Origin of the sequence: Dolichospermum sp. LEGE 00246 (assembly GCF_015207865.1) — a bacterium.
Taxonomy (GTDB): Bacteria; Cyanobacteriota; Cyanobacteriia; order Cyanobacteriales; family Nostocaceae; genus Dolichospermum; species Dolichospermum heterosporum.
On the sequence record NZ_JADEWA010000327.1, the window covers coordinates 1 to 6200 of the forward strand.

The window sequence follows — 6200 nt, forward strand, 5'->3', positions numbered from 1 at the left end:
GATATAATATAATGCAATACAAATGAGATTTACACAACCATGAGTAAAGAAAACATTACATTTAGAATAGACAGCAGCAAAAAAGCCGCCATTGACGCATTAGCGAAAGGCATAGACCGCGATAGAAGTTATATTCTTAATGAAGCAGTAAACGCTTACTTAGAAATGTATCAATGGCAAATCAAAGAAATACACCAAGGTATTGCAGAAGCGGAGGCTGGAGATTTTGCCAGTGATGAAGAAGTAACAGCCACATTTGCTAAACTTAACCATGCGGGTTAAATGGCTACGTCAGGCGCTGCGTAACTTAAAACAAGCGCATAATTACGTTTTCCCAGAAAATCCTACCGCAGCACAGGAATTAATCTTAAAAATTCAAAATGCTGCTAATCAATTAGAAAATTATCCCTTTATGGGAAAATCTGGAAGAGTTGACGGTACAAGAGAATTGATAATTTCTAATTCACCGTATATGATTATTTACCAAGTTAAGGAAGAAACGGTAGAAATTCTGCGAATTTTGCATACATCAAAACGCTACCCAGAATAACTATCTAAAAGCAAAAGTCTTGAGGGCGGGGTTTCCCCTACTAAAAATCCTCATCATCAACAAAAAACTCTGCATCTTCATCTATTCTAGATTGAGACTCTCCCAAACCCCAGAGGGGCTGCAAAACTGCTGTACCTAATAAACCGACAGCCACACTAAAAGCTAACATCAAACCAAAGGGAATTTGTACGGATTGAAAGACCAAAAACTGTAAAGATACAGGAGTAGCATTTTGGACAGAAATTAGAGCGATCGCCACTACCCAAACAGCTATAATTACTAATATGAAAAAATTTGCCAAAATTTTGAATATCATAACTGGAAAAATCTTTCCGTGATAGCGCAGCGTGATGTAAGTCAGGAGTCAGGAGGAAGAAGAAAAAATTTTTTCCCAAACAAAGAACAAAGAACAACTGACAACTGACAACTGACAACTGACAATTATTTGTATCCCTTCCAGTGCATAACTTTTAATTCTCCCTTGGGTGTAAATACTACCTGAAAATGAGCTAGAGGTTGTTTGTTATCAGGTGCAGCTACATTTGAGCCATAAACTGATTGAAACATCTGAGGTAGAGGAGTTTCCCGGAAATGATCAAAAGCAACTTGATTAAGTGGTTCATAGTCAGCTATTACGCCTTCTTTATTCACCGCTACTCGATATTTTAAATCGTTAGCAAAGGTAGGAGTAACACTCCAATTTTGACGAATTGTACTATACAGCTTTTGATTTAAATCCTTAATTTTACTGGTATCAGTAATTTTTTCGCCAGTTACTTCCGGTGTTTTAGCGTATCCTAACCAGGGACTAATTTCTAGAAACCCTTTTTGGGTAAATACGACTTTGAATTGAGCAATAGGTTCATTAGGGACGCGATTAGCAGGATTATAAAGTAGTTTAGGCAGTGGTGTTTTCTCGATTGCGTTACTAGCTTTTTGATTTACTGCTTTATAACCAACGACACTACCATCGGCAGCTACACCTAAACGATACACTAAATCCTCTGGTAATCCTGAGCGATTTGTCCAAGCTGGATGAATTTGATTGTAAACTTGGCGATTTAATGCCCGTAATTGAGATGGATCTGTTATTTCTGGAACTGTCTTTAAAAGTGCTTCCAAATCCTTGGTAACGGCGGTTTCTGATGCTGTGGGTGTGGTTGTAGGGGTGGCTGCTGCTGTGGGTGTAATTGAGGGTGATACTGACGCTGTGGGAGTGGAAGTGGAAGTGCTGGACTGTATTTCTGGTTTGACTTGAGGTGGACGGAGTTGGGGTGCAGGAATTAAACTAAAGGCTACGGCGGCTACGGCGAGGCTGGATACGCCGACGGTAGCGGGAATTGCTTGTTTGATTAAGGTTTGACTAGAACCACCATAACTGCGATGAACTGGGTGTAGTTCTAGGGATAATTCTGGTAAGGTCTGGCTGTCAGCAAAAAACTGATCTACGGCTTCAACTAAATCAAATAATTGGACTGTGTTGAGGACGATTTGCAGCGGTTGTCCGGGGTTGTTGTTTCCCCCTTGATTGTCTGCTGTGATTTCGGAGTGAACAATTAATTTGTGTCTGTTGCTGTCAATTTTTTGTAATTCAACTAACTCTGAATTTTGATGTTCAAATTTTTTGCCTTGGGGATTGGGTATATTGCTTAAAACTTCTTGAGCGTAAGCACTAACCGCTCTAACTAAGCTTTCAAAAAATTCCCTACCTCCACTTATAGGTTGATCATAATTAGATAAATGGCATTCTGCATTCACCAATATGGATAGTTCGGGACGGAGTTCTTGAAAGTTAACTGTCCGTGTCATGTCACTCAACCCTTCTAGGAGCAGGGTGCAATTAGGTAAACTATATTTACGTTGGATATTCATTTTATTTACTCTACTCCACTTCACCGTCAAAAAGAGAAATCCAGTATCGCTGCATTCCCGCCGTACCTGTGCAAAATAGTAATTTTCCTAATAAGTCTATAGCTAGTTCATCTAATTTTTCATCAGAGGTTAATGCTAGGACACCGGAACGCCGGGAATTCATCCGACTTTTAAAGTGGGTTCTAAACCTTTCTAGGTAATTAGCTAATCTTAAATTTTGTTCTGGGGGAATCTGCTTTTGGGCTAATTGTTGATATATGGTTAGTAGTTGGCGAATGACAACTGTTAACCGCCGGGCGATGTAACAAGCAATGACTACGAGAGCCTTGGCTTCTAAAATATCTAAGGGACGGCGACTATGCGCTCTCCTCATGGGGTTAGAGCCTCGCATTCGCCAAAGGTTTACCCGATTTTTGATGATTCCTTGGAGGTCTAATTCTTCAGCAAAGGATAGAATGGCTTCAGAACCGCCTAGTTCTAAGGCTTCAATGGCTAGTAACATTAAGTCTATTTGCAATCTAGTTCTGGCTGGACATACTTGGCCTGCGATCGCTGGATCTGGTAAAGTATCCAAAATCATCGGCGTTCCCTGGGCGTTTGGGCTGTTTAAAGATGGGATACTAGCGGAGACATTCATTCTAAAAAATACCTTATGCGTTTCCAATAAAGTGATTGATATTAACCTCTCATGGCTAATCGCTGGCGCGATATGGCAGTTCAATTATATACATTACGACCTATGAATTTTGACTTTGGACTTTTAATTTTCGACCCCCGCTTTCATGGGGACATGACTTTTGACTTTCACCTCGCGGCACTAGTCTCTAGGTTATGACATTATAGGGTAGGATTTGGCAGGGATCGGGGAAATTTTTCGCCTCTTACCCTTTGTTTCTTGATTGACCATTAACTACTCACAAATATGGATTTAAAATCTCTGATTCGTGATATACCAGATTTTCCTAAGCCGGGAATTTTATTTCGAGATGTTACTACTCTATTAAGCGACCCAGCGGGATTGCGATACACTATTGACCTTTTAGCACAAAAATGTTCAGAAATTGAACTTCAGGTGGATTATATTATCGGTATGGAGTCGCGGGGGTTCATTTTTGGTGCGCCTGTGGCTTATAAATTAGGTGCGGGGTTTATTCCTGTTCGCAAAAAAGGAAAATTACCAGCAGCGGTTCACTCTATTGAATATCAACTAGAATATGGTACGGATACATTAGAAGTACATCAGGATGCTTTAAACCCAGGTTGTAAAGTTTTAATTGTGGATGATTTGATTGCTACTGGTGGTACTGCTAGTGCAACAGCAAAGTTAGTACAAAAAATTGACTGTGAACTTGTGGGGTTTGGGTTTATCATCGAACTACAAGATTTGCAAGGACGGAAACATTTACCTGATGTCCCTATTATCTCACTGGTTGAATATTAGTCAGTCAGGAGTATGGCTAACGCCACGCTATGCCTTCGGCACACTACGTGAAAGATATCAGGAGTATGGCTAACGCCACGCTGCGCTATCAGGAAGTAGGGGCGCAGGGCCTGCGCCCATTCAGGAGAAGAAAGAAGAAAGAAAATTATTCAATTACCAATTATCAATCATAAATGACAAATACAAAAATTTCCTTGGAGACAAGTCGAGACTGGCTGATGAGGTCAGTTACGAATGAAACTTTTATTTATGTGATGAAACGGCTTTTACAGGCGCTATTGACGATTTTTTTAGCGTCGGCCTTGTCATTTTTTATTATGAAGTTTTCTCCAGGGGATTATGTAGATACCCTGCGACAAAATCCGAAAATTTCCCCAGAACGGATTGAGGAAATTAGACAACAATTTGGTTTAGATAAATCTTGGCCAGAACAGTTTGGATTTTGGTTGCAGCAAATCGTAACTAAAGGTGATTTTGGCACAAGTTTTGTTTATCAACGTTCTGTATCGTCGCTGTTATGGGAAAGAGTTCCAGCCACGTTGTTATTAGCGATCGCTTCTTTAATTATCACATGGGCGATCGCTATTCCTTTGGGGATTCTCGCGGCTGTGAAACAAAATCGCCCCACTGACCAGGTTTTACAGATAATTAGTTATGCTGGTCAAGGTATTCCCAGTTTTATCACTGTCTTATTTTTGCTATTTTTTGCTCAACTGACTACGCCACTTTTTCCAGTGGGTAATATGACCAGTATTGATCATGCCGACCTGACATGGTTAGGTAAAATTCTCGATATCGCTTGGCATTCGGTTTTACCATTAATTGCTTTAAGTATTACTAGTTTTGCTGGTTTACAACGGATTATGCGTGGTCAATTATTGGATGTTTTACGCCAAGATTATATTCAAACTGCTCGCGCTAAAGGACTTCCAGAAAACCGAGTTATTTATGTTCATGCTTTGCGAAATGCTATTAACCCATTAATTACTTTATTGGGTTTTGAATTAGCAGGTTTGTTAGGTGGTGCATTTATTACGGAAAATTTCTTCAACTGGCCAGGTTTAGGGAAATTAACTCTACAAGCTGTTTTAGCTAAAGACCAGTATTTAGTTATGGCCAGTTTGGTAATGAGTGCCGTATTATTAATCATTGGTAATTTAATCGCCGACTTAATTTTAAAAGCAGCAGATCCTAGAATTAAATTAGAAGACTTAAATTAAGAACGTAGGGGCGCAGGGTCTGCGCCCTTAACTCCACCAATCACCAATTACCAATGATTTATTATATTATTCGTTCTAGAAGTGATGGTAAATATCTCACAGCCCGCGTTGATGATGATACATCAGGATATTTATTATTGTTTAAAGAAGATTTCGAGGCAATGAGTTATCTAAATACTCATGCTGCCGATTTAGCAAACCGCTTGACAGTCGAACCTCTTGCTAGTAACCAGATAGGTAGTTTGCTCAAACGTTGGGGTTTTGCAGGTGTGGGAATTGTCAACGATCCCTTATTACCTGAAATTGAATTTTTACAGCATATTTAAATATCAACAAAGCAGTAAAAGTATGAACATGAAATTAGCGATTTATACTACATTATTGACGATAGCCTTGCTGTTAATGCCAATTAACTATAGGCTAACATTAGCAGGGACTTGTGCTTCTCGTTGTGGTTCTGCACCCCTACATTTTACGCCAGGACAATATATTCGGGTGAAAGTTGTGAATCACAGTTATGGATCTGTGAAATTAGAACAGTTACCAGAAATAAGACAAACAACCTTAAAGCCGGGACAAAAATTACAATTTGACCTGCGAGGGGACGAACTTACTGAATTTTCTCTGATGTTTTGGGATGATGGGGGAAGATATGTAAAAGGTGTGGTGTCTAAACCGAATTTTGGAACATTGGTTTTGGAAATTCGTCCTAACAGTCGAGACTATCCAGGCGATTCCTACGGAGCGCTTCGCTATCGCTCTCTTTATATTCGCAATAATGGACAAGTTAGTTTATTGTAGTGTAAAAGAGCTTATATTTAACATAAATCTTACAATATGGTAATATCGGCTCTAGTAAAGGCAGGGAATTTACCGCTATTGGTGATGGTGTTAATCTCGGTTTCTGGATATTATTATCTACAGGGAAAATATACAGGAACTTTTGCCTTTTTGTTGTATAGGAATGGAATAGACGGAAAATGAAGGTATAATAAATAGTTAGGCTTGTCAATTTAATGACCTTTAATTGAATACTCAAAAAGAATTTACTTTTATTAGGATTTTATATGCTTACGAAAGAATTTTACAACGTAATTGATAGCAACCTTAATATACT

9 protein-coding genes are annotated in these 6200 nt (G+C 39.1%); 6 read left to right on the plus strand and 3 right to left on the minus strand.

What is annotated here, in order from left to right; genetic code table 11:
* The first annotated feature begins 39 nt into the window (after positions 1 to 39).
* Both IQ228_RS18665 and IQ228_RS18670 read left to right on the plus strand, forming a co-directional pair.
* Complete coding sequence (locus tag IQ228_RS18665) at positions 40 to 282, plus strand: CopG family ribbon-helix-helix protein (RefSeq protein ID WP_193963895.1); 243 nt, start codon at positions 40 to 42, stop codon at positions 280 to 282.
* Entirely contained in the window at positions 272 to 550 is a 279-nt protein-coding gene (locus IQ228_RS18670; protein ID WP_193963896.1) for a type II toxin-antitoxin system RelE/ParE family toxin, read from the plus strand. The genes IQ228_RS18665 and IQ228_RS18670 overlap by 11 nt, the downstream gene beginning before the upstream one ends.
* A gap of 40 nt (positions 551 to 590) precedes the next feature.
* On the opposite strand, the gene IQ228_RS18675 is transcribed toward IQ228_RS18670, so the two are convergent.
* From IQ228_RS18675 to IQ228_RS18685, 3 genes are all read right to left on the minus strand, one after another.
* Entirely contained in the window at positions 591 to 866 is a 276-nt protein-coding gene (locus IQ228_RS18675; RefSeq protein ID WP_027404114.1) for a lipopolysaccharide assembly protein LapA domain-containing protein, read from the minus strand.
* Between the two features lie 125 nt (positions 867 to 991).
* A complete protein-coding gene (locus IQ228_RS18680) occupies positions 992 to 2422 on the minus strand; it encodes a DUF4335 domain-containing protein (protein WP_027404115.1) in 1431 nt (476 codons plus the stop codon).
* A gap of 10 nt (positions 2423 to 2432) precedes the next feature.
* A complete protein-coding gene (locus tag IQ228_RS18685) occupies positions 2433 to 3059 on the minus strand; it encodes a DUF3038 domain-containing protein (protein ID WP_027404116.1) in 627 nt (208 codons plus the stop codon).
* Between the two features lie 285 nt (positions 3060 to 3344).
* Here IQ228_RS18685 and IQ228_RS18690 point away from each other — a divergent pair, with 285 nt between their 5' ends.
* From IQ228_RS18690 to IQ228_RS18705, 4 genes are all read left to right on the plus strand, one after another.
* Complete coding sequence (locus IQ228_RS18690; RefSeq protein ID WP_027404117.1) at positions 3345 to 3863, plus strand: adenine phosphoribosyltransferase; 519 nt, start codon at positions 3345 to 3347, stop codon at positions 3861 to 3863.
* A gap of 173 nt (positions 3864 to 4036) precedes the next feature.
* Complete coding sequence (locus tag IQ228_RS18695) at positions 4037 to 5083, plus strand: ABC transporter permease (protein WP_193963897.1); 1047 nt, start codon at positions 4037 to 4039, stop codon at positions 5081 to 5083.
* A gap of 53 nt (positions 5084 to 5136) precedes the next feature.
* Positions 5137 to 5409 carry a hypothetical protein gene (locus tag IQ228_RS18700; protein WP_039200884.1) on the plus strand — a complete coding sequence of 91 codons (273 nt, stop codon included), beginning with the start codon at positions 5137 to 5139 and terminating at the stop codon, positions 5407 to 5409.
* A 22-nt stretch (positions 5410 to 5431) separates the two neighbouring features.
* A complete protein-coding gene (locus tag IQ228_RS18705; RefSeq protein ID WP_193963898.1) occupies positions 5432 to 5884 on the plus strand; it encodes a hypothetical protein in 453 nt (150 codons plus the stop codon).
* The last annotated feature ends 316 nt before the right edge of the window (positions 5885 to 6200 follow it).